Source organism: Paractinoplanes tereljensis (assembly GCF_016862435.1).
Lineage (GTDB): Bacteria > Actinomycetota > Actinomycetes > Mycobacteriales > Micromonosporaceae > Actinoplanes > Actinoplanes tereljensis.
This window is the reverse complement of the sequence record NZ_BOMY01000034.1, coordinates 186,603-207,999: the sequence shown is the minus strand read 5'-3', so window position 1 is coordinate 207,999 and position 21,397 is coordinate 186,603. Positions and strand designations below refer to the sequence as shown.

At 70.9% G+C, this 21,397-nt stretch carries 22 protein-coding genes; 10 read left to right on the top strand and 12 right to left on the bottom strand.

Annotated elements, in window-relative coordinates; all coding sequences use genetic code 11:
• Positions 1-85: 85 nt before the first annotated feature.
• Positions 86-790 carry a DUF998 domain-containing protein gene (locus Ate02nite_RS26080; RefSeq protein WP_203810020.1) on the top strand — a complete coding sequence of 235 codons (705 nt, stop codon included), beginning with the start codon at positions 86-88 and terminating at the stop codon, positions 788-790.
• A 10-nt stretch (positions 791-800) separates the two neighbouring features.
• Positions 801-2,039, top strand: coding sequence for a sensor histidine kinase (locus Ate02nite_RS26075; protein WP_203810018.1), 1,239 nt, complete (start codon positions 801-803; stop codon positions 2,037-2,039).
• Between the two features lie 55 nt (positions 2,040-2,094).
• On the opposite strand, the gene Ate02nite_RS26070 is transcribed toward Ate02nite_RS26075, so the two are convergent.
• Positions 2,095-2,508 carry a CBS domain-containing protein gene (locus Ate02nite_RS26070; protein WP_203810017.1) on the bottom strand — a complete coding sequence of 138 codons (414 nt, stop codon included), beginning with the start codon at positions 2,506-2,508 and terminating at the stop codon, positions 2,095-2,097.
• Between the two features lie 210 nt (positions 2,509-2,718).
• Between Ate02nite_RS26070 and Ate02nite_RS26065 the strand changes: the two genes are divergently transcribed.
• The 4 genes from Ate02nite_RS26065 to Ate02nite_RS26050 all read left to right on the top strand — a co-directional run bounded on the left by Ate02nite_RS26065 (position 2,719) and on the right by Ate02nite_RS26050 (position 7,080).
• On the top strand, positions 2,719-5,001 hold the full coding sequence (locus Ate02nite_RS26065; RefSeq protein WP_203810015.1) for a catalase: 2,283 nt from the start codon (positions 2,719-2,721) through the stop codon (positions 4,999-5,001).
• Between the two features lie 221 nt (positions 5,002-5,222).
• Positions 5,223-5,450 (top strand): zinc-ribbon domain-containing protein, encoded by a 228-nt coding sequence (locus Ate02nite_RS26060; RefSeq protein WP_203810013.1) that lies wholly within the window; start codon positions 5,223-5,225, stop codon positions 5,448-5,450.
• 4 nt (positions 5,451-5,454) lie between these two features.
• The gene (locus Ate02nite_RS26055) at positions 5,455-6,339 is read left to right on the top strand and encodes an arginase family protein (RefSeq protein WP_203810011.1); all 885 of its coding nucleotides are present in this window, start codon (positions 5,455-5,457) and stop codon (positions 6,337-6,339) included.
• 222 nt (positions 6,340-6,561) lie between these two features.
• A complete protein-coding gene (locus Ate02nite_RS26050; protein ID WP_203810009.1) occupies positions 6,562-7,080 on the top strand; it encodes a pyridoxamine 5'-phosphate oxidase family protein in 519 nt (172 codons plus the stop codon).
• Between the two features lie 162 nt (positions 7,081-7,242).
• Here the strand turns inward: Ate02nite_RS26050 and Ate02nite_RS26045 are convergent, their stop codons facing one another.
• From Ate02nite_RS26045 to Ate02nite_RS26035, 3 genes are all read right to left on the bottom strand, one after another.
• A complete protein-coding gene (locus tag Ate02nite_RS26045) occupies positions 7,243-7,599 on the bottom strand; it encodes a hypothetical protein (protein WP_203810007.1) in 357 nt (118 codons plus the stop codon).
• Positions 7,600-7,622: 23 nt separating this feature from the next.
• A complete protein-coding gene (locus tag Ate02nite_RS26040) occupies positions 7,623-8,477 on the bottom strand; it encodes an aldo/keto reductase (RefSeq protein WP_203810005.1) in 855 nt (284 codons plus the stop codon).
• A gap of 154 nt (positions 8,478-8,631) precedes the next feature.
• Entirely contained in the window at positions 8,632-9,033 is a 402-nt protein-coding gene (locus tag Ate02nite_RS26035; RefSeq protein ID WP_203810003.1) for a PPOX class F420-dependent oxidoreductase, read from the bottom strand.
• 147 nt (positions 9,034-9,180) lie between these two features.
• Here Ate02nite_RS26035 and Ate02nite_RS26030 point away from each other — a divergent pair, with 147 nt between their 5' ends.
• Positions 9,181-9,822 (top strand): response regulator transcription factor, encoded by a 642-nt coding sequence (locus Ate02nite_RS26030; protein ID WP_203810001.1) that lies wholly within the window; start codon positions 9,181-9,183, stop codon positions 9,820-9,822.
• Here the strand turns inward: Ate02nite_RS26030 and Ate02nite_RS26025 are convergent.
• Genes Ate02nite_RS26025 through Ate02nite_RS26005 form a run of 5 tightly spaced genes read right to left on the bottom strand, consistent with a single transcriptional unit; the run spans position 9,780 to position 15,393 of the window.
• Complete coding sequence (locus Ate02nite_RS26025) at positions 9,780-11,024, bottom strand: O-antigen ligase family protein (RefSeq protein ID WP_203809999.1); 1,245 nt, start codon at positions 11,022-11,024, stop codon at positions 9,780-9,782. The two genes, Ate02nite_RS26030 and Ate02nite_RS26025, sit on opposite strands and share 43 nt — an antisense overlap.
• Complete coding sequence (locus Ate02nite_RS26020; protein WP_203809997.1) at positions 11,021-12,325, bottom strand: polysaccharide biosynthesis protein; 1,305 nt, start codon at positions 12,323-12,325, stop codon at positions 11,021-11,023. The genes Ate02nite_RS26025 and Ate02nite_RS26020 overlap by 4 nt, the downstream gene beginning before the upstream one ends.
• Positions 12,326-12,329: 4 nt before the next feature.
• Positions 12,330-12,992 carry a sugar transferase gene (locus Ate02nite_RS26015; RefSeq protein ID WP_203809995.1) on the bottom strand — a complete coding sequence of 221 codons (663 nt, stop codon included), beginning with the start codon at positions 12,990-12,992 and terminating at the stop codon, positions 12,330-12,332.
• The gene (locus tag Ate02nite_RS26010; RefSeq protein ID WP_203809994.1) at positions 12,989-13,987 is read right to left on the bottom strand and encodes a glycosyltransferase family 2 protein; all 999 of its coding nucleotides are present in this window, start codon (positions 13,985-13,987) and stop codon (positions 12,989-12,991) included. Before Ate02nite_RS26010 ends, Ate02nite_RS26015 begins: the two co-directional genes overlap by 4 nt.
• Entirely contained in the window at positions 13,984-15,393 is a 1,410-nt protein-coding gene (locus Ate02nite_RS26005; RefSeq protein WP_239147691.1) for a tyrosine-protein kinase domain-containing protein, read from the bottom strand. Before Ate02nite_RS26005 ends, Ate02nite_RS26010 begins: the two co-directional genes overlap by 4 nt.
• A gap of 149 nt (positions 15,394-15,542) precedes the next feature.
• Here Ate02nite_RS26005 and Ate02nite_RS26000 point away from each other — a divergent pair, with 149 nt between their 5' ends.
• Entirely contained in the window at positions 15,543-17,336 is a 1,794-nt protein-coding gene (locus Ate02nite_RS26000; RefSeq protein ID WP_239147690.1) for a nucleoside-diphosphate sugar epimerase/dehydratase, read from the top strand.
• Between the two features lie 84 nt (positions 17,337-17,420).
• Here the strand turns inward: Ate02nite_RS26000 and Ate02nite_RS25995 are convergent, their stop codons facing one another.
• A complete protein-coding gene (locus Ate02nite_RS25995; RefSeq protein WP_203809992.1) occupies positions 17,421-18,611 on the bottom strand; it encodes a Rieske 2Fe-2S domain-containing protein in 1,191 nt (396 codons plus the stop codon).
• A 37-nt stretch (positions 18,612-18,648) separates the two neighbouring features.
• Between Ate02nite_RS25995 and Ate02nite_RS25990 the strand changes: the two genes are divergently transcribed.
• Complete coding sequence (locus Ate02nite_RS25990; RefSeq protein ID WP_203809990.1) at positions 18,649-19,479, top strand: DUF1028 domain-containing protein; 831 nt, start codon at positions 18,649-18,651, stop codon at positions 19,477-19,479.
• Here Ate02nite_RS25990 and Ate02nite_RS25985 read toward each other — a convergent pair.
• Entirely contained in the window at positions 19,461-20,060 is a 600-nt protein-coding gene (locus tag Ate02nite_RS25985) for a GNAT family N-acetyltransferase (RefSeq protein WP_203809989.1), read from the bottom strand. The two genes, Ate02nite_RS25990 and Ate02nite_RS25985, sit on opposite strands and share 19 nt — an antisense overlap.
• Before the next feature lie 111 nt (positions 20,061-20,171).
• On the opposite strand from Ate02nite_RS25985, the gene Ate02nite_RS25980 reads away from it, so the two are divergent.
• Entirely contained in the window at positions 20,172-20,429 is a 258-nt protein-coding gene (locus Ate02nite_RS25980; RefSeq protein ID WP_203809987.1) for a hypothetical protein, read from the top strand.
• A gap of 3 nt (positions 20,430-20,432) precedes the next feature.
• On the opposite strand, the gene Ate02nite_RS25975 is transcribed toward Ate02nite_RS25980, so the two are convergent.
• A complete protein-coding gene (locus Ate02nite_RS25975; protein ID WP_203809985.1) occupies positions 20,433-21,338 on the bottom strand; it encodes a hypothetical protein in 906 nt (301 codons plus the stop codon).
• Positions 21,339-21,397: the final 59 nt, after the last annotated feature.

The following is a 21,397-nucleotide window of genomic DNA, read 5'->3' as shown; positions in this document are numbered from 1 at the left end:
AGCCGGCCGTGTCAGTCCGGTGTTTGCCGCGTGTCAGCGGCCCGCCGGAGTCTTCGCACGGCCATCACGAACGACGGAGGAAACGTTGAGCGACATCAATTCCGCAACACCCCGGAGCCGGGCGGCCGGGCTGGCCCTCATGGCCGGCGGGGGCATCTACTTCGGGACCGAGTTCATCGCCGCGGCGGCGTGGACGGATCCGCCTTACAGCTACACGTATCACTGGATCAGCAACCTCGGGGTGCACGGCCCCTCGACCGCGTTCGGGCAGTTCATGTACTCGCCGCTGGCCTGGGTGATGAACACCGGCTTCGTGCTGTTCGGGCCGGTCGTGCTGGCCGGTGTCCTGCTGCTGCGGGGACTGCCGGGCCGGCGGCGGTGGGCGCCGGTCGTGACCGCCGTGCTGCTGGCGGTCGGCAGCATGCTGGTGGGACTGTTCCCCGGATCCGCGGAGGCGTTCGACGACGGTACGGGCGTCTTCCACGGGCTTGGGGCTTTCGCGGCATTCGTCGGCGGGAACGTGCTGGCGATCCTCCTCGGCCGGCGGCACCGCCTCCTCGGGGTTTCCCGCGCCCGGGGGAGAGCCCTGGTGGGGCTCGGGATCCTCGGCGTCGTCTCGCTGGTGGCGTTCATGGCCGACCTGTCCACGGGCGACGGCGTCCTCATCGGCCTCGTCGAACGCGGCGTCATCTATCCGTATCTGATCGGATTCATCGTCCTGGGCGCCGCGCTGAACGCTCCCCGGAAAGGTATATCCAGCACTACCGACACGGATGCGCAGCCCCGGTAGCGTCGCCCCCATGCCGGTTCGCAACGCGCTCGAGGCGCTCACGATGCGGCCGACACATTTCCTGTGCTCGGCCTGGCCGTGGCGGTCGCTGGCCTATCTGGCCGGTGGCGCGTTGCTGGGGTTCGCGACGATTCTCGCGGTCGTGGGCCTGGTGCTGGCCGGCATCGTGCTGTCGGTCGTGGTGGTCGGCATCGCGGGCTACATCGCGACGGTCCTGTCCGGGGTGGCGGTCGGGCGGCTCGAGCGGTGGCGGATGCGGCTGGTCGACAACAACGCCCTGCCCGACCCGCACCGGCCGGCGCCCCGGGCCGGCATCCGGGCCTGGGTGACGCTGCGGCTGCGTGAGCAGGCGACGTGGCGCGAGCTGGGTTACACGATGCTGTCCGCGCTGATGCTGTGCTGGATGGACGCTCTCGTCGTGGGCCTGGCGATCTATCTGCCGTCGATGCTGCTGCTGGGCCCGTTCTACCTTGACGACGAACCGCTCTACTTGTCAGTGCCGATCGCGTTGGCGGGCATCCCGCTCGCCGTCGTCGCCGCCTATCCGGTGACCGCGTGGGCCGGTGCCCGCGCGGCCATGGCCCGGGCGATCCTGGCGCCACGCATCCACGACGCCGACACCAAGCTGGTCGAGGTGACGCAGTCCCGGGCGCGGCTGGTGGACGCGTTCGAACTGGAGCGGCGGCGCATCGAGCGCGACCTGCACGATGGCGCCCAGCAGCGCCTGGTCGCCCTCACCATCCAGCTGGGCATGGCCCGGCTCGAGCTGCCCGCCGGCTCGGCCGCCGACGCCCAGCTGGCCCGCGCCCACGAACTGGCCAAACAGGCCCTGACCGACGTGCGCGAGCTGATCCGCGGCGTGCACCCGAAGGTGCTGACCGACCGCGGCCTGGAGGCCGCCGTCGGCGAGGTGGCCAGCTCCGCGCCGATGCCGGTCGACGTGCGCATCCGGCTGCCCGGGCGGCTGCCGTCGACGGTCGAGGTGACCGCCTACTTCGTGGTGGTCGAGGCGCTCACTAACGTCGCGAAGCACAGCGCCGCCCAGCGCGCCGCGGTGACGGCCGAGGTGACCGGCGACCGCCTGGTCCTCGAGGTGCGGGACGACGGCCGCGGCGGCGCGAACCCGTCGAGCGGTTCCGGCCTGGTCGGCCTGGCCGACCGCGTCGCCACCGTCGACGGCGCGGTGGCCCTGTCCAGCCCACCGGGCGGCCCCACCCGCCTACGCGTGGAGATCCCCATGCCCCCGTGAGAGGACCTTGCGGCCCCGGGCCGAGCCGGGGCCGGGCCGGGCCGAGCCGGCGCCGTTAGGCGCTGATGGCGTCGATCAGGTCGCCGACCGGGCGGTCGGGGAGGGCCCGGGCCACGTCGGCCACGGCGACGATGCCGACCAGCCGATTGCCGTCGATCACCGGCAGGCGGCGGACCCGATGGTCGGCCATCGCGCGCAGCACCTCGGCGGCGTCGTCGTCGGCGCCGATGGTGACCAGCTTGCCCTGGGCCAGCTCGCCGGCGGTGACCTCCTTCGGGTCGCGGCCCTTGGCGATCGCCTGCGTGACGATGTCGCGGTCGGTGACCATGCCCTTCAGGGTGTCGTCGGCGCCCCAGATCGGGAGGGAACCGACGTTCAGGTCGGCCATCTTGCGGGCGGCGTCGGCCAGGCTCTCGTTCTCGCCGACACAGGTGACGTCGGGTGTCATCATCTCGCGCGCGGTCGTCATGAACCGGGTCTCCATTCCATGGGGGTGAATGCGTTCGGTAACTACCCGCTTGCGCACGGAACTACCCGCCGGTGGCCGAAGCCGCACGAGAGTGGCACAAACTTCCGGCGAAAAGGACGAAACAACACGGTGACCTTGTGTTACTTCGGTCGGCCCGAGGGTAAGCGGGACGCACTGCTACCACGAGTTACCTGATGAGGGACGGTTCAGATGGCCAGCTCCAAGCCGAGGCGCGTGCGCAAGGACGTCGCCGACGCGGCCGCCAAGAAGGACACGGTCCCGGGCTCCCCGGGAAGCGGGGCGCCGACCTTGGCGGAGCCGACCACGCCGCGCAGCCCACTGCCCCCGAAAGGCGAGCAGGGCACCCCCGCGCCGATGACGCCCACCGGCGCGTCGACCGGCCTGCCGCCGACCGCGAACGGCCAGCAGGGCGACTACCTCACCGCGTCGAACGGTGCGCGGCTGCGGGACACCGACCACTCGCTGAAGGCGGGGCGGCGCGGACCGACCCTGCTGCAGGACCACCACCTCCGCGAGAAGATCACCCACTTCGACCACGAGCGCATCCCGGAGCGGGTGGTGCACGCTCGCGGCACCGGCGCGCACGGCACGTTCACCGGGTACGGCACGGCCGACGGGGTGACCCGGGCCGGTTTCCTGGCCAAGGGCAAGGAGACGCCGGTCTTTGTGCGGTTCTCCACCGTTCTCGGTTCCCGGGGATCGGCCGACACCGTGCGGGACACCCGCGGCTTCGCGACCAAGTTCTACACCGACGAGGGCACCTTCGACCTGGTCGGCAACAACATCCCGGTGTTCTTCATCCAGGACGCGATCAAGTTCCCGGACATCATCCACGCCGCCAAGCCGCACCCGGACCGGGAGATCCCGCAGGCGCAGAGCGCGCACGACACGTTCTGGGACTTCGTCTCGCTGCACACCGAGGCGCAGCATCACACCATCTGGAACATGTCCGACCGCGGCATCCCGCGTTCCTACCGAACCATGGAGGGTTTCGGGGTCCACACGTTCCGCCTGGTCAACGCGGCCGGCGACACCACCCTGGTCAAGTTCCACTGGAAGCCGAAGCTGGGCGTGCACTCCCTGGACTGGGAGGAGGCGCAGATGCTGGCCGGCCTGGACCCCGACTTCCACCGCCGCGACCTGTACGACGCCATCGAGTCCGGTGCGTTCCCCGAGTACGAGCTGGGTCTGCAACTGTTCCCGGACATGCCCGACGAGACCTTCGGCGACATCGACCTGCTCGATCCGACCAAGTTCGTTCCGGAGGAGCTGGCGCCCGTACAACTGGTGGGTCGTCTTGTTCTTGATCGGACGCCGACGAACTTCTTCGCCGAGACCGAGCAGGTCGCCTTCCACCTCGGCAACCTGGTGCCCGGCATCGACGTCACCAACGACCCGCTGCTGCAGGGGCGGCTGTTCTCCTACGGCGACACCCAGCTCACCCGCCTGGCCGGGCCGAACTTCGCGCAGATCCCGATCAACCGGCCGCACGTCCCGGTCAACGACATGCTCCGGGACGGCTTCCACCAGCAGGCCGTGCACGGCGGGGTCGCGCCCTACCACCCGAACTCGCTGGACGGCGGCAACCCGTTCGAGGCCGGCGACGACGAGCAGGCGTTCCTCGACGTGCCGGTGACGGTGGCCGAGGCGCCGAAGATCCGGGCCAACCCGGTGTCCTTCGACGACCACTTCAGCCAGGTCCGGCTGTTCTGGCGGAGCATGAGCCCGGTCGAGAAGGAGCACATCGTCCGGGCCTACACGTTCGAGCTGGCCAAGTGCTACGAGCAGACGATCAAGGAGCGTCAGCTGCAGTGCCTGGCCAATGTCGACCCCGAGCTGTGCGAGCAGGTGGCGACCGGCCTCGGCCTGCCGGTTCCGAAGCCGACCAAGGAGTTGACCGAGGAAACGCCGAGCCCGGTGCTGTCCCAGATCGGCCGGGAGTGGCCGTCGGACGGCCGCACCATCGGCATCGTGGTGGACACCGACGCCCCCGACGCCGGCCTCGGCGACGTGCGGGCCGCGGTGTTCGCCGCCGGCATGGTGCCGCTGCTGATCGCCGCGCACGGTGGCACGGTCGGCGACCTGCCGGTGCAGCGCACGTTCGCCACGGCACGCTCGGTCGAGTTCGACGCGATCATCCTGACCGGCGCCCCGGCCCCGGCCCCGGACGCGATTCCGGCCCGCGATGCCAAGGCCGGCGCCAAGGCCAACGGAAAAGCCAACGGAAAAGCCAACGGCAAGGCGAAAGGAAAGGCGATCGACCCGCGAGTTCTGCTGCTGGTGGAGGAGAGCTGGCGGCATGCCAAGGCGGTCGTGGCCTGGGGAGCCGGCGCGGCCGTCCTGGAGGCAACCGGCATGGTCGGCTCGCCCGGCGTGCTCGTCGCCGACTCGGGCGAGGCCGCCCTCGCCGAACTGCAGCGACTCCTCCCGGCCCACCGCGTCTGGGAGCGCTTCCCGGCCACGATCAGCTAGGCGGGTTCCACCGCACGCGGGCCGGCCCCGGCAAGATCGGAGGTCGGCCCGGTCGGCGCCGGCGAAATCCGGGGCCGAGCTTTTGGAGAATACGGGCGCCGAAGGTTCCGTGGCGCACGGCGACCCAGGACGGGGCCGAGGCCGTTGCGCCACTTTCGCGTGGGGCGGTCGGCAAGGCCGCCCGGAGGCGCCGGGTGCCGGTCCGCCGTACCGTTGGCGGGGTGCTTCTCATCTTCGGACTTCGCAGTAAGGACAGGATCATCGGGTCGCGGCTCGGGCGGTGCGAGGTCTGCGGCGCCGCGGCCGCGCAGACGCTCGTGCGGCGTACGACCAAGTTCAGTCTGTTCTTCGTGCCGCTGTTCCCGGTCCGGGCCGCGCGCTACTTCGTGACCTGCACCAACTGCGGCCGTGTCCGGAACGCCGCCGCCGACGAGATGGTCGCGGCCTGATCGCATGGACGGCCGGAACTGGTTTCTGCTCGGCGCTCCGTGGGACTGTTCGGGCACCGGCCGGGGCGAGGCCGACGCACCGGCGGCACTACGGACGGCCGGCCTGAGCCGGCGCGTAGACGTCGATCTGGGCGACGCCGCGACCGTCATCTCCGACTCCCGCCGCGACGAGCAGACCGGGGTCCGGGCACTGCCCGGGACCGTGGCGGCGGCGCAGGCCCTGGCGGCGGCGCTGGGTGCCGGCACGCGCGCCCATCCCGAGCGCCGCCCGCTGGTCATCGGCGGCGACTGCAGCCTGCTCCTCGGCGTCTTCGCCCACCTCCGCCAAGCTATCGGCCAGGTCGGACTGTGGTTGGTCGACGGCCACCCCGACTACCTCGATGCCCACGCCTCGGACACCGGCGAGACCGCCGACCTCGAACTAGCCGTGCTCACCGGCGCGGGGCCGGCCGCCCTGACCGGCCTGGCGCAGGCATTGCCGATGGTGGAGGCCAGCCACGTAGCCCTGATCGGCCATCGCACCAGCGGCCTCGACCCCGCGTCCGCGGCGGAACTGGCCGGCCTGCCGCGGGAGGTGCTCGAGATCGGCGCGCCCGAGGTGATCAGAGACCCACACACCGCCGGGAGTCAGGCCACGGCCTGGGCCGAGCGCCTGCGAATGCCGATGTGGCTCCACCTCGACGTGGACGTCCTGGACCCGTCGAGCCTGCCCGCGGTGACCTACCCGCAACCCGGCGGCCCCGACCTCGACCAGCTAGCGGCACTGCTCACCCCACTCGCGACAGCGCCCGACCTGCTCGGCGTAAGCATCGCCGACTTCCGCCCGGATCTCGACCCCGAAGGCCACTTCGCCGCCGCCTTGATCAGGCTGCTCGACCGGGCGCTGTGAAGCCCGAATGCCGAACGGCGGCGCTTTCCGGGCTGAACGAGCCGTCAGCGCGTGGCAGTTCGCTGCTGCCGTTCTGCCTGTCAGGTGGTTCGGCTTTCCCGGCAATGGTCTGATGAGAACGGGCCGCACCCGATCGGGCTGGGGACAGGGAACCAAGCTCGGCACGGGTGAGGGCGAGGCCGGTGCGATGCCCGAGCCAGACCTGCCGACGGAAAGGTCGACATGACCGAGCAGCAACCGGTGGCCGAACTGGGCGCCTTCAGCAGCGCCGATGCCGTCGCGACGCCGTGGGACCAGGCCCGGGCCGCCCTGCAGGACGCGCAGGTGTTTTGGTTGTCGACGGTCCGCCCGGACAGGCGACCGCACGTCACCCCGTTGCTGGCGGCCTGGATGGACGGCGCCCTGTACTTCTCCACCGGCCCCGAGGAACGCAAAGCCAAGAACCTCGCCCACAACCGGCAGTGCGTTCTGACGACCGGGAACAACACGCTGGACGGACTGGATCTCGTGGTGGAGGGCGCGGCCGCGGAGGTGAACGATGAGGCCGAGCTTCGAAGGCTCGCCGACACCTTCGAGGTGAAGTACGGAAGGCACTTCACCGCACCCGAGGGCACCTGGTTCGGTCTGGGCGACGCGATCCGCAACGCCGACATCCCGGTGTACCGGGTCGCACCCACGACCATCTTCGGATTCGGCAAGGGCGAGCAGTACAGCCAGACTCGGTGGCGCTTCCGGGACTAGGGCCTACGTCCGTCGGTCGAGGGCGGTGACGAAAGCGGCGACAAATCCAGGGCCGGGCTGCTCCACGAGGTCAGCCTATTGGCTCGCGCCTAAGGGCTGACACTCTGCCGCAGGCGACGCTCGGGAGCAGATAGCCGTTTCCGTGCCAGGTCGTTGGGTGGATCACTTGATGCCGGCTGCCGCGTCCAGTTCCTGGAGTAGGTTGTGGGCGGCCAGTTCGATGGCCTTGTGTCGCCATTCCGCGGCGCGGTAGACGCAGGCGATCAGGCCGCTGCGGTGCAGGCGGCGCAGGTCGCCGTAGGCGAAGGCGTACCGGGCCTTGGTCTCGTCCGCGGCGCCGTCGGTCAGGCCGAGGTGCCAGGACGCGTATTCCTCCCAGGAATGTTTGTCGAGGAACGCGTTCTCGGCGTCGGCGCGTGGCTGCACACCGCCCCAGTCGCTGTCCAGCACGTACTGTTTCGAGGCGATGAGCTGTCGAGCCCGTTGCAGCGCCGCCTCGTTCACTTCGTACTTGGCCATGACCTTTCCTTACCCAGCGGTGGTCAGCTCTTGGCGCCGTAGTTCATGGTGTCCGGGTTTGCTCCCGTGCGTCCCTTGTCGCCGCGGTCGAGGGCGGTGATGCTGCCCATCGCGCCGCCGTCGAGCTCGAAGTCGAAGATCTCGAAGTTCTCGCGGACCCGCTCGGCCGTCTTCGACTTCGGGAAGATGATGTCGCCGCGCTGGATGTGCCAGCGCAGGACGACCTGCGCCGGGGTCTTGCCCGTCTGGCGGGCGATCTCGGTGATCACCGGGTCGGTCAGAACTTCGCCCTGGGCGATCGGGGAGTACGCCTCGGTCGCGATCTCGTTGTCCGCGTTGTACGCACGCAGAGCGTCGTTGGTCAGGTACGGGTGCACTTCGATCTGGTTGACCGCCGGGCGGACCTGGGTTTCGGCGCGCAGCCGGCCCAGGTGGTGCGGGGTGAAGTTCGAGACGCCGATCGAGCGGGCCCGGCCCTCGCGGTAGAACTCCTCGAGAGTGTTCCAGGTCTGCACGAAGTCACCGCCGTAGCTGGCCGGCATCGGCCAGTGGATGAGGAACAGGTCGACGTAGTCGGTGCCGAGCGCCTTGAGGGTGTCGTCGAACGCGCTGCGGGCGTCGTCGGGCTCGTGGAAGCCGTTGTTGAGTTTGCTGGTGATGAAGAACTCGCTGCGGTCCAGGCCGGAGTTGTTCACGGCCTCGCCCACGCCGGCCTCGTTGCCGTACATCTGGGCGGTGTCGATGTGCCGATAGCCGATCTCGATGGCCGTCTCGACCGCCGCGCGAGTCTCCTCCGGCGGCACCTGGAAGACGCCGAAGCCCAGCTGCGGGATGGTACGTCCGTCGTTGAGCGAGATGGTCGGAATGGTGGAACTCATGGTTCTCCTCGTGCTCGGCCGGGGTGCTCTACCCGAGTCATACCCGCTGAGCGGGCCGATCCACCGGTTCGGCCCGCTCAGCGCGGTGGCAACCCCGCGCCGCCGCCGGTCGGGGTGCACAGCGAGGTCTGGTCCAATGTTCCGGCCGGGCTGGTCAGCCGCGTGGCGCGTGGACGATTTTGTCGGCGGCGATGGTCATGATCAGGCGCACCTGGTCGCGGCCGCCGAACCAGGGGTAGGGCCGGCCGAGGTATTTGTGGGCCAGTTCGTCGATGTGTTCGGCGCCGTTCTTCGGAGTCACGTCGATGACCTGGCCCTTCACCGAGTAATAGTCGGTCACGTCGTCGGGGTCGGTCACGATTACCGATACGCGCGGGTCCCGCTCGACGTTGCGGACCTTTCGGAAGCCCTCCACCGTGTTGATCACGATGTGCTCGCCGTCCGTGTCGACCCATGTCTCCGTCAGCTGCGGCGAACCGTCCGGGTCGACGGTGGCGATGAAGCACGGACTCGGCCGGCGCAGGAGGGCGAGCAGGCCTTCGGGCAAGGTCATCATGGGGCAACCGTACGTCGGTGGGCCGGCCACGTACGAGCGAACGCCGATGGCGAGTTCGGCTCGTCCGATCTCCGGCAGGCCGACGCCTTCTTTTCAGCCATGCACTAGCGGATACCCTGCCTGGGCCGATGGAAAAGAGGATCTGCGGTGCGGGTGGTGATCGCCGAGGATGGGCTGATCGTGCGGGAAGGCGTTGCCGGCATGCTGCGGCGCTTCGGGCACGACGTGGTGGCGGCGGTGGGGGACGCGGCGGCGCTGGTGGCCGCAGTGGTTGAGCACCGGCCGGACATCGTGGTCACCGACGTGCGGATGCCGCCGGGGTTCAGTGATGAAGGGCTGCAGGCCGCTATCGCGCTGCGGGCCGCCGACCCGGAACTGCCGGTGGTGGTTCTCAGTCAGTTCGTGGCGCCTACCTACGCGGCCGAGTTGCTCGACTCGGGACGGTCGGCCGGGGTCGGCTACCTGCTCAAGGACCGGGTGGGTGACGTGGCCGAGTTCGTCGAGGCGCTGGAGGCGGTGGCCGGTGGGCAGACCGTGGTCGACCCGGAGGTGGTCCGGCAGATGCTGGGGCGCCGCAAGGACCCGCTGCGCACGCTGACCGCCCGGGAGCGGGAGGTGCTCGGGCTGATGGCCGAGGGCCGGTCGAACACGGCGATCGCCCGGCACCTGGTGGTCAGCGAGGCGGCGGTCGCCAAGCACATCGGCAGTGTGCTCACCAAGCTCGACCTGCCGCCGGACGCCGACGATCACCGCCGGGTCAGGGCGGTGCTGGCGTTCCTGCGGGGCTGAATCCCAGAAGAGATGGGGGAGCCGACCGCGGCCAGCAGGAAGAAGATCCACATCAGGCGGTGGTCGTAGTAGTCGCCGGAGAAGAAGCTCGCGCCCAGGATGAAGATGCCGGAGTACGCGGCCGCCCGGCTCGGCAGGGAGCGCTGCTTCTTCGGGATCCGGGCGTACTCGCGGCGCAGCGCCCACAGCGCCACCAGCAGCAGCAACAGGCCCACCGCCCCGCCCTCGGCGGCCACCGCCAGGGGCAGGTTGTGCACGTATTTCTCGCCCGGGCCGAGGTTGGTGATGGCGTAGAAGCCGTGCACCCCGACCCCGAACACGGGACTGTCCAGGAACAGGCCGGCGCCCTTCTCGTACAGCACGTCCCGGTCCGAGGTGTTGCGTTGTTGGATCGTGCCGGCCAGGAAGCGGTTGTTGATCAAGAACATGATCTGGTCGCCGAACAGCAGCCACACCACCCCGCCGACCATCGGGATGGCCGCCAGGGGCTTGACCGCGCCGTGCCGCCGCATGAAACGCACCAGGCTCGGGCCGGCCAGTAGGACGATCCCGCCGAACGCCACCAGGCCGCCCCGGGAGCCGGACGCGATCGCGCCGACCAGGAACAGCGGGGCGGCGGCCAGCCAGAGGAACTTCCCGCCGCTGCGGAAGTAGAAGTACGCGGCCGCCACCATGCCGAGCACCATGACCCGGACGTACACGTTGGGGCCGCCGCCGAACGCGGTCCAGCGCCCGGCCGCGGTGGCACCGTGACCGGACGCCGAATAGAGGAAATACAGCCAGGCGGCCACGTACTGGCTGTACATGGTCACCACGATCACCCGCTCCTGGTCCCACTCGGTGAGCGCGGTGTAGACGATCACCAGGACCACCATCGCGACCAGATCGCTGACCACGTCGTTGATGACCGCGTTGCGGGGCGCCCAGGCCGCCGACAGGATCTGGTAGCCGAACAGGATCAGGACCGGCTGCAGGGTTCGCCGGGCCGGGCCGGTGTGCAGCGGGAACACCCCGGCGTGATGGATCTCCAAGGCAAAAGCCATCAAAACCGCGGAGAAGAACAGCACGCGTACGTCGTTGAGCACCGGAACCGAGATACCGATCCGGGTGAGCGTGAAGTGGCCGGCCAGGGTAGCCACGTAACAGGCCACGATGATGACCGGACTCGGCCGGCCGCCCGAGGTCACGAGGCCCGGCGTCACGAGGTCGATTTCCGGGCCGGCGACGGGATCGCGTGCAGCAGCGCCACGTACGAGCAGGCGGCGAGGATGACGGCGGCCCCGCCGAACCCGGCCACCGCGGCCGGCCACGGTGGCAGCACCAGGCCGGTGCCGGCCGTGATCACCACCTCGGCGGCCAGGCAGCCGACCAGCAGCCAGGTGGTCACCGGGGCCGAGCGCAGCGCGTCGATGGTCGGCCGGGCGGCGTAGAACATGGCGAGCGGGATGGCCACCGGCACGCCGAAGCGGACCACGTCGTCGCCACCCCGGAACTCCTCGCCGAGGTACCAGTGCAGCACCGGCGCCGCCGTGACCACCAGCACCAGGCTGATCAGGGCGGCCACCCCGGCCGCCGCGAACGGGAGCAGGCGCAGCCCGCGGGCCAGTTCGGCGCCGAAGCCACGGCCGGTGGCTTCGGCGGCGTGCGCGTGGCCGCTGAGCCGGGGCAGCAGGACCGGGCTGAGCATGCCGAAGATCGAGCAGATCAGGGTGATCGCCGAGGTGGTGAACCCGATGTAGCCGGCCTCGGCCGCGCTGTGCGACATGCCGGCGACGTAGAACGTGGGAAAGGCGAACAGGCCGGGCAGGGCGATGTCGCCGGGGGTGCGGCGCAGCCCGTACCGGACCAGGACGCGCAAGGGGGGCGCCGGGCGCGGCCCGGCCGGCAGTTGCTCGGCGCCGCGCGGCCCCGCCTCGGCGATGCCCCACCAGGCCAGGGCGGCCATCGAGGCGCCCTGCAGGATGAGGAAGACGTCGATCCGGGTGGTCACCGCGAACGCGATGAGCGGCAGGATGCCGTACCCGCACAGCGACGCCAGGTTGGACCGGCGCACCCGGCCGCTGCCGCGCAGCGCCGCCACCGCGATGGTGAGCAGGCAGTTCCCGGCGGTCAGCACCATCACCGCGCGCACCTCGGCGCCGCCGCCGATGTGGAACAGCCGGCCCAGGTCGTCGGCGAGCACCAGGGTGAGCAGGCCGATCACGTTGAGCGCCGCGAGTTCCAGGATGAACGCCTGCCGGGCCAGCACCCGGACCTTGCGCCCGGCCCGGGGCAGGTACCGGTGCAGGGCCTGGACCATGCCGAACAGGGCGAGCGGCTGCACAGTGGAGACCACCCCGCGGGCGATCTGGTAATAGGCGAAGCCGGCCACCCCGGCGCGCCCGGCGACCAGGTGGAACAGGAACAGTCCGGAGACGAGGGTCAGCCAGTGGGCGAGGGACGTGGCCAGGTAGTCGCGCCGCACCTTGGCCGGCACGCGGGCCAGCAAGCGGATCGCGGGCACGGTCTCAGACGCGGGCCCGGACGGACGTCACCATGCGTTGCAGGAGCTCGTCGGTGCGGGGGTAGCGCAGCAGGGCCAGCGCGGTCAGCCCGAGGATGCCCAGGTCGACGACGTAACTGCGGTGCCGCAGGTAGGCCAGGGCCAGGTCCATCTTGCCGGGACGGATCAGTTCGAAGTACGCCGAGTGCGGGTCGGCCCGGCCCTCGATGAGGATGTCCTGGGTGCGGTAGCGGATCGAGGACCAGTCGGTGATGCCGGGCCGCACGTCGAGCAGGTGCCGTTCCTGGTCGGTGTAGTGATCGGCGTCCCACACCGTCGGCGGGCGCGGGCCGACCAGGCTCATCTCCCCGCGCAGCACGTTGACCAGCTGGGGGAGTTCGTCCAGCTTCCACCGGCGCAGGAACCGGCCGGTGTCGGTCAGGCTCGGGTCGTCGCCGGGGGTGACGAACAGGCCGAGCTGGTCGGCGCCGACCGCCATGGTGCGGAACTTGAGCATGTGGAAGGTGTGGCCGCCGCGGCCGACCCGGACGCCCCGGAAGATCACCGGGCCGCCGTCGTCGCGGTGGATCCGCCAGGCGACGGCCGCGCCCAGCGGCGCGGCGGCGATCAGCGCGGCCGTGCTGACCACCACGTCGGTGGCCCGCTTCGCCGCCTCATAGCCGGTCACGGCCGTTCCAGGATGCCGACGGCCGAGCCGACGCCGTAGGCGACGTGGGTGGCGAAGAAGACCACCGGCATCGCGACCAGCAGGCGTGGGTCGCGCTCCCGGGACGCGACGCGCGCCGAGGCGGCCAGCACGATGCAGCCGTACGTGCCGATGACCGTCCCGGCCACCTGGCGCACCAGCCGGGAGTGCGGTCCGAGCACGGCCGCGCCGGCCAGGCCGGCCACGAAGCCCAGCGGTACGCAGTTGCGCCACGAGCCGATCCACCGGCCGACGATGCGGCTGCCCCGGAACGCCCAGTACGCCGACCGGTAGGTCCACTCGACGAACTCCCGGGCGTCGCCGCGCGGGAAATAGGTGCAGACGATGTCCGGGATCAGCAGGATCTTCCCGCCGGAGGCCCGCAGCCGCTGGTTGAACTCGAGGTCCTGGGTGCGGTCGAGGCGCTCGTCGAACAGCCCGATCCGGTCGAACACCTCCTTGCGGTAGCAGCCGCCGAAGACGGTGTCGACCCAGCGCGGACCGGACGCGCCGATCCGGTACTTGGCGTTGCCGGCCGCGAGCGGGTGCGTGTTGGCCAGCGAGATGGCCCGGCTCAGCAGCTTCTCGTCGCGCGGTTGCGCCCGCCGGGTCCCGCCGACGTTGTCGGCCTCCGGGTGCGCCATCAGCCCCTGCACGCACCGGCGCAGGTAGTCGTTCTCGTAGCAGGCGTGCACGTCGAGCCGGACGACGACGTCGCCGCGGGATTCCAGGATGCCGTGGTTGAGCGCGACCGGCTTGCTGTGCCCGGGGTTGTCGATCATGCGGAGCCGGGGCTCGTTCTCGATGAACTTGCGCACGATCTCCCGGGTGCCGTCGTCGCTCATCCCGTCGACAAGCAGGATCTCGAACCGGTCCGCCGGGTAGTCGTTGGCCAGCACCGAGTCGAGGAACGCGGCCACGAACCCGGCCTCGTTCCAGCACGGGATCACCACGCTGAGGAAGGGCAGCCTGTTCATAGCGCCCCGCTGAGGGCGACGGCGTGCCAGCCGCCCGGCCTGGGGGCCGGCGGGAGCGGCGGCCCGGCGGTGTCGGCGCTGGTCGGCAGGCCGAGGCGGCGGCGCGGGGCGGAGACCATGTTGAATACCGGGCCGAGCAGCCGGGCATCGACCGCGGCCAGCGCGCGGACGGCCGCGGTGACCTGCGCGCCGGTGGTCTTGCGGGCCCGCACCAGCAGCAGCGCCCCATCGGCGCGGGCGGCCACCACCGCGCCGTCGGTGACCGGCAGCAGCGGCGGCGAGTCAAAAATGATCTTGTCGAAGCGGTCGCGCAGCTCGGCGATCAGCTCCTCCATCTTGGCCGAGCCGAGCAGCTCGCTCGGGTTGGGCGGCCGGTGCCCGCTGGCCAGCAGCCACAGCCCGGTGCCCCACGGCTGCAGCACCTGGTCGAGCGAGGCGGCACCGACCAGCACCGTGGTCAGCCCGGCCGAGCCCTCCCGGCCCAGGAACGCGGCGAGCCGGGGGCGGCGCAGCTCGGCGTCGACGATCAGCACCCGCTGACCGGCCTCGGCGAACAGGATGGCCAGCCCGCACGCGGTCGACGAACGGCCCTCGCCGGGCATCGCGCTGGTCACGGCCAGGATCTTCACCGGGTGCTCGCGATCGGCGAACTGGATGTTGGTGCGCAGCTGACGCAGTGCCTCGGCCCGCACCGACCGGCTGTCCGAGACGAACGGGCCGCCCTTGCGGGGAGCCTTCCGATCGAGCGGGATCAGGGCCAGTACCGGCATTCCGGTGAGATCGGCGAGCGGCGCGGCACTCCGGATCGAGCTGTCGCTGATCTCCCGGATCACCCCGATCGCCGCGCCGACCAGCAGGCCGACCGCGATGGCCAGGGCGTCGTTGTGCAGCGGGCGCGGCGACACCGGGTCGGGGTCCAGCATGACCGGCTGCACGATCTCGGCGACGATCCCGGGACCGGCCGCCGGCGTTCGTTTCTCCAGGGTCGCGACCAGCGGCGGGAACCGGCTGACAAGCACACCCGCGATCAGCGAAGCCCGGCTCGGCACGCTGTCGGTAATCGTCACCGTCAGCAATACGCTGCCGCTGTCGGTGGTCACCGTAATGCGGTCCTCGATGTCATCGGTGGTCAGACCATTCTTGGTTGCCGCCGCGATTTCCTTGACCATTTGCTCGCCGGTGAGCAGTTCCGTATATGTCTTCAGCCGGGCCGCCACGAACATCGAGCCCTCGAGCACCGACGAGCCCCCGTCCCGCCCGGACGACAGGAAGAAGACGGCCGACGCGGCGTACTCCGGCGTCGTACGTTTGTTGATGATCTGAGTGACGCCCAGCGCGACCAGCACCGCGGCGGCGACCACCCACCACTGCCGCCGGATTACCCGGAGGTAGTCGCGTATCTCCACGCTTCCCTCCCGTTGGCCGCGTTCTCACGATCAAACTAAGCTTCCGGGCAGGAGTGTGCGGGGATATCCCGAACTTCCGCCGGGGGACAACAGGTCTATTACGCTGAAAAACCGCCAGCGACGGCCTATGGGGACCGGGAGGTGCGGCCGTGACCGATGTGAAAAGGCGCGTGCTGCCTGCCGTCCTGGACTGCCTGTCCTGGGTCGCCGGCCTTTATGTCGCCGTTCTCGCGCGGTACGAGTTCGACGTCGAGGACCGTCATCTGGCCGCGCTCGCCCCCATCGTGGTCCTCGCCATCGCCGTGCAGATCGTCGCCGGCCAGGTGTTGCGCCTCTACCGCGGCCGGCACGAGTTCGCCTCCCTGGAAGAGGTCCGGGTGCTGATCCGGGTCACCGGGATCACCGTCGCGGTGCTGCTGGTGGCCGACCTGTGGGCCAGCGACGCCGCCGTCCCGGCCGGCGCGCCGGTGGTCGGCGGGATCGCCGCGCTCGTGCTCATGCTCGGTTCCCGGCTCGCCTGGCGGCTGCGCGAGCAGGCCAAGTCCCGGCCGGACGAGCGGTTCGCCTCCCGGGTGCTGCTGTTCGGGGCCGGCGCGGCGGGCAGCCACCTGCTGCAGTCGATGCTGGCCGACCCGAAGGGCCACTACCTGCCGATCGGCGTGGTCGACGACGATCCCGGCAAACGACGGTTGCATCTGCACGGCGTACCCGTCCTGGGAAAGCGGGAGGACATCCCGGCGCTCGTGGAACGCACCGGCGCGACCACCGTGGTCTTCGCGGTGGCCAACGCCGAGGCCGAGATGGTCCGCGCGATCCGCGACATCACCACCGGCGCCGGGGCCCGGTTCCTGGTCGTGCCGTCGGTCGCCGAGCTGCTCGACCACGACCTCGGCGTGCGGGACCTGCGCGAGGTGGAGATCACCGACCTGCTCGGCCGGCACCAGATCGACACCGACCTGGACGCCATCGCCGGCTACCTGACCGGCAAGCGGGTGTTGGTCACCGGGGCGGGCGGGTCGATCGGCTCGGAGCTGTGCCGGCAGATCCACCGCTTCCGCCCGGCCGAGCTGATCATGCTGGACCGGGACGAGTCGGCGCTGCTCGCGGTGCTGCTCTCGATCGACCCGCGGGCCCAGCTCACCGATCCGGGGCTGGTGCTGGCCTCGGTGCGCGACCCGGCCCGGATGCGGCACATCTTCCAGTCCCGGCGGCCGGAGGTGGTGTTCCACGCGGCCGCGCTCAAGCACCTGTCACTGCTGCAGCGATACCCGGGCGAGGCGGTGGAGACCAACATCTGGGGCACCCTGGCCGTGCTGGAGGCGGCCGGGCAGGTGGAGCGGTTCGTGAACATCTCCACCGACAAGGCCGCCGACCCGGTCAGCGTGCTCGGTTACGCCAAGCGGATCACCGAGCGCCTCACCGCCTACCAGGCGCGCCGCAGCGCCGGCACCTTCCTGAGCGTGCGGTTCGGCAACGTGCTCGGCAGCCGCGGTTCGGTGCTCACCACGTTCGCCACCCAGATCGCCGACGGCGGCCCGATCACCGTCACCCACCCCGACGTCACCCGCTATCTGATGACCATCCAGGAGGCGGTGCAGCTGGTCATCCAGGCCGCCGCGATCGGCCGGGACGGCGAGGCCCTGGTCCTGGAGATGGGCGAGCCGGTGCGGATCGCCGAGCTGGCCCGGCAGATGATCCAGCTCGCGCCGCACCCGGTGGAGATCAGTTACACCGGGCTGCGGCCGGGGGAGAAGCTGGCCGAGGTGCTCTTCGGGGCGGGCGAGACCGATCAGCGGCCGTTCCACCCGCTGATCTCGCACGTCGAGGTGCCGCCGCTCGATCCGGCGCTGGTGCGTGAGCTGGACGTGGAGACCGACCCGGTCGAGATCGCGGCCGCGCTGGCCGAGCTGTGTGCCCGGCGCGCCCTGTGGCCGGCCGCCTGACCCGAGGTCGTGCTGCGAGCGGGGACGATCGCGGCAACCACCGTTCCCCGCCCGCAGCACTTCCTGGACCGGGCGCCGTAGCGTTCAGTCCTTAGCCGGCCGGCCTAGGGCGGCGGCCGACGGCTGTGCGAATTGGCTCAATATTCGTCGCATGTGGACGCCCAGCAGATCGGCGCGCACGTGCAACTCGTCGCGCATGCGCAACGGCAACCCTGGCAACCGTAGCGTCCTTTGTAGATCGAGGTCTTCCTCGAGGACCGCTTCTTCGAAGGCGACCTCGGAGCGGATCACGTCGGGTCCGGGGTCGGCCACCCCGCCGATCCCGTGGAACAGCATCTTCGTGTAGATCCGGGTGCTGGTCAGCGACTCGGGCTGGCTGAAGAACAGGATCGTCTTGACCGCGCCGGCGTCCAGTTCCTCGAGGCGCAGCATAAGCTGGAACGGCGCTCGGTAGACATAGGTCGCCCGGCGCCGTTGCCGCACCGGGCGCAGGCCCGCGGCCACCCCGGGATCCTCCGGGTTGTCGAACCACTGGTCCTGCACGCTGCGGCAGCCCCACGGTTCGTCGGTCACCGCGTACCGCTCGACTTTCTTCTCCTCGGCGGCGCCGAAGGTTTTGGCGTGCACGAACGGGAAGTGGGCCGTGTCGAGGAAGTTGTCGGCGACGATCCCGGCCGAGGCCGGGCTGCGGGCGGGCGGCAGCCAGGCGCCGACATAGTTGAGGTCGTCGTGGTCGGGGTCGTCGAACAGCTCGGTGAGCGGCTCTTCCGGCGCGAGCCAGAGCAGCCCCCAGCGTTCCTGGGTGCGCTCCTCGGCTGGGCGATATGTCTGGCCGAGCAGCTCAACTTCCGACATGTCGTCTATTCCGACTATGCCGACCGGATGCCAGGCCCGCCGCAGCGATGGATCCTCGTTGGTGAACAGCTCGCCGGGGTCGGTCGGCGGCAAATCGGAAATTTCCACCATGCCGTCGCGGACCCGGACCTGCGGCGCGGGCGACAGGCCGGCCCGCGGCGGGGGAGCGCCGTCCTGCGACGGCAACTCAACACACTTACCGGCGGCGTCGAACTCCCACCCGTGATAAGCGCAGCGCAGCCGGCCGTTCTCCACCTTCGCGGCGGAGAGCGGAACAAGACGGTGTGGGCACCGGTCGGCGAACACGACCGGCTCGGCGTCCGGTTCCGGCCGCAACACCACGAGGGGTACGCCCGCGGCCGTCACGGCCAGCGGCCGGGTGCTCACGTCGACGGCTCGCGCGATCGGCAACCACTCCATCCGGCCAGTTTGCGCCTCCGGTGTTACAAAATGCGCCATGACATTTTCGATCGTGGCCCGCTCCGCCGACGGTGCCGCCCACGGGGTCGCCGTCGCCAGCAAGTTCCTCGGGGCGGGCGCGGCCGTCCCGGCCGCCCAAGCCGGCGTGGGCGCGGTGGCCACCCAGTCCTACGCCAATCTCGCCTACCGCCCGCAGGCGCTCACCTTCCTGGCCAGCGGGGTGACCGCGCCGTTCGTGGTCCAGGCCCTGGTCGCCGGGGACGCCGGCCCGGTCCCGCAGCGGCAGGTCGGGGTGGTCGGCCCGGACGGCGCGGGCGGCACGTTCACCGGCGACGACTGCCATCCGTGGGCCGGCGGCACAGCCGGCGACGGCTACGCGATCCAGGGGAACATGCTGGCCGGCCCGCAGGTGGTCGACGGCATGGAGGTGGCCTGGCTGGCCTCGGCGGCCGAGGCCCGCCTCGGGTACCGGCTGCTCGCGGCGCTGCGCGCCGGCGATCTCGCCGGCGGAGACCGTCGGGGCCGGCAGAGCGCGGCCCTTCTGGTCGTGGCCAAGGGCATGGGGTACGGCGGATCCAGTGACGTCTGGGTCGACCTGCGCGTCGACGACCACCCGGACCCGGTCGCCGAGCTGCAGCGCCTGCTGGAGCTGCACTCGATGTACTTCGAGCGCCCCGACCCGGACACGCTGATCCCGCTGACCGGCCTGGTCGCCGAGGAGGTCCGCGACCTGCTGTCCCGGGCCGGCCACTCCGGCCCCGACCTGGACGCCGTGCTCGCCGACTGGGCCGGCATCGCCAACCTGGAGGAACGGATCGTCACCGGCGCGATCGACCCGATCGTCCTCGATCAGCTGCGGGCCGCCTGATCGGCCCGGATCCGCGCGTGCAGGTGCATGTCGTGCCGGCCGTCGGCGTGCACCGCCTCGCTGCGGCTGGTGCCCTCCAGGACGAACCCGGCCTTGGTGGCGACCCGGCAGGAGGCGGGGTTGCGGGTGGAGTGCGACAGGTGCAGCCGGTGGAAGCCGGCCGCGCCGAGCCCCCAGTCGCTCAGGACGGTCAGCGCGGCCGGTGCCACCCCGGCCCCGCGGGCCTCGGGCAGCACCCAGTAGGCACACCCGGCCAGCCCGTCGTCGAAGTCGAACCCGCGCATGGCGATCCGCCCGAGCACCGTCCCGTCCCGGGTGATCGCCCAGTGGCCACCCCGTTCCAGGGCCCAGTCCTGCCGGTACCGGGCGAACCAGACCCGGACGTTCTCGGCGGTGCCCGGTTGCCGCGGATGCCACTGCTGGATCGCCGGGTCCCGGTAGGCGGCGAGGAATATTTCCACGTCCCCGTCCGCCCACGGCCGCAGGACCAGCTCGGAACCGGCCAGCACCGGTTGCGGGCTCGCGGCGAGCGTGCCCGCCGAGATGGTCGGCGGCGTGATCAGATCTCGCGTCTTCCGCATCGGCGGATTGTCGCATCGTGGCTCCACCGTCCGGATCCTGTGAACATCACAGGTTTCCGGGGTAACCTGCGATCCGCGGGGAAGCAGTGCCCGGACCGAAAGGGCGAGCAAATGGCTACCGAGGACAGGCAGCGCCAGTTCGAACAGATCGTCGAGCGACTGACCACCGAATATCCGTCCCTGAGGCGGGTGCCGAGGCAGTTGCCCCGACCCGTGCTGATCACGATTGCCGCGGTCGGCGCCGTTGTCTGGGGCCTGCTGTCGGTGGCCATGGTCGCCTGGGGCGCCCGGGGCGTCGCGATGACCTGCGCGATCGTGGCGGTGGTGGCAGTCGCGTTGACCGTCGACAACTACCGACGCCGACGCTGAGGCTCAGAACAGCAGCTTTTCGAGGGCCGGCGTGGCCGTCCGCAGGGCGGTCTCGCCGAGCAGTGCGCGGCGGCAGCCGTCGCCCTCCACGTAGACCTCTCCGGCCGGGGTGGTCAGCACGGCGAACCGGCTGGCCGGCGTCGTGCACCGGCCGGCTGGCGCGGCGTTGGTGAGTTCACGCCGCACCGCGGCCCACGTCCCGGCCGGCAGCTTGCCGCCCGTCTCGAACTCGCCGGCCGGTTTCGCGCCGCCCTGTTCTTTGGCCGGCACTCGGTAGACGCAGCGGCGAACCTCGGCGTTCTCGGGCGCGAGCGGTGCCAGGGAGGCGTTGCCACCGCCGTTCTCGCCGATCACCCACACCATGTCGGCCCAAGCCTGGCCGCACCCGCTGGCGGCCGCCTCGTCCGACTCGAGCTCGAGGACCACCCGGCCGGACACCCGTTCGGTCTTCAGCTGGCCGAGGGCGTCGCGGAACTCGATGCGCGGCTTGCGGCAGGCGTCCACCGGTACCCCGGGACGGATCCACCGGCCGTCGGCGTCCAGCAGCACCAGGTACGGCACGAGCACCAGGTCCGCCGTACACGCGCCGTTTGTGGGCTTTTCGTCCGGCAGCCGCAGCGTGGCCAGCAGGCCGGCGATGTCGCCGGCCTTGTCCTCCGCCGCGACCATGTCCTCGCCGCCCGAGGGCCGGCGCACCGGCACGGTCCGGCAGATCACCGCGCTGACCGGCACGAAGCTGTCGTCGAGCTTCGGCAGGGCCAGCCCCTCGGTGCCCTCCTCGGGCGTGACCGCGGCACAGGATTCCCAGCGCGGCTGCACGACCGGCGATTCGCCGCCGTCCGCCGCTTGCCCGGCACAACCACCGGCCAGCAACGCCACCACCAGCAGAACAATCCCCCGCGCGGACATATGCACTCCTCAGCGTCGTCTTGTCGGGGTGAGACGTCTCATCCGCGCGGAACGGTTCC

What these genes read in the sequence shown, in the direction of transcription:
- Ate02nite_RS26065 (WP_203810015.1), top strand. Translation starts at nt 2,719, where the DNA reads ATGGCCAGCTCCAAGCCGAGGCGCGTGCGCAAGGACGTCGCCGACGCG.
- Ate02nite_RS25985 (WP_203809989.1), bottom strand. Translation starts at nt 20,060, where the DNA reads ATGCGGAAGACGCGAGATCTGATCACGCCGCCGACCATCTCGGCGGGC.
- Ate02nite_RS26010 (WP_203809994.1), bottom strand. Translation starts at nt 13,987, where the DNA reads ATGAACAGGCTGCCCTTCCTCAGCGTGGTGATCCCGTGCTGGAACGAG.
- Ate02nite_RS25980 (WP_203809987.1), top strand. Translation starts at nt 20,172, where the DNA reads ATGGCTACCGAGGACAGGCAGCGCCAGTTCGAACAGATCGTCGAGCGA.
- Ate02nite_RS26045 (WP_203810007.1), bottom strand. Translation starts at nt 7,599, where the DNA reads ATGGCCAAGTACGAAGTGAACGAGGCGGCGCTGCAACGGGCTCGACAG.
- Ate02nite_RS26055 (WP_203810011.1), top strand. Translation starts at nt 5,455, where the DNA reads ATGGACGGCCGGAACTGGTTTCTGCTCGGCGCTCCGTGGGACTGTTCG.
- Ate02nite_RS25995 (WP_203809992.1), bottom strand. Translation starts at nt 18,611, where the DNA reads ATGGAGTGGTTGCCGATCGCGCGAGCCGTCGACGTGAGCACCCGGCCG.
- Ate02nite_RS26070 (WP_203810017.1), bottom strand. Translation starts at nt 2,508, where the DNA reads ATGACGACCGCGCGCGAGATGATGACACCCGACGTCACCTGTGTCGGC.
- Ate02nite_RS25975 (WP_203809985.1), bottom strand. Translation starts at nt 21,338, where the DNA reads ATGTCCGCGCGGGGGATTGTTCTGCTGGTGGTGGCGTTGCTGGCCGGT.
- Ate02nite_RS26075 (WP_203810018.1), top strand. Translation starts at nt 801, where the DNA reads ATGCCGGTTCGCAACGCGCTCGAGGCGCTCACGATGCGGCCGACACAT.
- Ate02nite_RS26035 (WP_203810003.1), bottom strand. Translation starts at nt 9,033, where the DNA reads ATGATGACCTTGCCCGAAGGCCTGCTCGCCCTCCTGCGCCGGCCGAGT.
- Ate02nite_RS25990 (WP_203809990.1), top strand. Translation starts at nt 18,649, where the DNA reads ATGACATTTTCGATCGTGGCCCGCTCCGCCGACGGTGCCGCCCACGGG.
- Ate02nite_RS26040 (WP_203810005.1), bottom strand. Translation starts at nt 8,477, where the DNA reads ATGAGTTCCACCATTCCGACCATCTCGCTCAACGACGGACGTACCATC.
- Ate02nite_RS26050 (WP_203810009.1), top strand. Translation starts at nt 6,562, where the DNA reads ATGACCGAGCAGCAACCGGTGGCCGAACTGGGCGCCTTCAGCAGCGCC.